1 protein-coding gene is annotated in these 564 nt (G+C 63.8%); it reads right to left on the bottom strand.

The features are described 5' to 3' along the window. Nucleotides 1-564: MFS transporter (locus ENZ74_RS33800; RefSeq protein ID WP_164761505.1), on the bottom strand; the 564-nt coding region annotated here is incomplete at both ends.

The raw sequence follows: 564 nt of genomic DNA, 5'->3' as shown, positions 1-564 counted from the left end.
GCGTAACGAAGCCGAAGGCAACGCCGATACGCGAGCCCCAAAGCACCAAAGTAAGTGCCGCAACCGCCATCAACGCCGCGGTGACTGCGAGGGCCATGTGGATGTTGGTGTCGGCCATGCGGCCGCCGGCAACATTACCGATCACGGCAGCGACGCCAAACCCGAGCAGAGCCAAGGCAATCGGTCCGGTTGTAAGGAGTGTCACCTGTTCGAGGAAGGGACGCACATAGACCGAGCCGGCAAAATGCCCCGTCATCAGCAAAAGGATAGCCAGCATCCCGAGTTGGATGCCGCGCCGCCGGGTCAGCCGAAATACATCTGCAAGGCTGTTGCTTGCCGTTGCGGGCAAGGTCGGCAGGCTGAGAAACTGCAGCAGCATGGCAAGCGCGGCCAGCCCCGCCGTCATGGCCATGGCACTGCGCCACCCTATCCAGTCACTGATCAACGCGCCCATCGACGGTGCGGCAATGGTTGCGAGCGAGACGCCCAGGGTGACGATCGCCATGCCCCGACCTGTCGCGCTGGCGCCAACCAGCCTCGCCACAACGGCGACCGAAAGTGCCC

It is taken from the genome of Mesorhizobium sp. M7A.F.Ca.CA.002.15.2.1 (assembly GCF_003998715.1).
In the GTDB taxonomy this organism is placed as follows: Bacteria; Pseudomonadota; Alphaproteobacteria; order Rhizobiales; family Rhizobiaceae; genus Mesorhizobium; species Mesorhizobium ciceri.
Note: the sequence above shows the minus strand (reverse complement) of the source record. Positions and strands in the feature narration are given on the sequence as shown.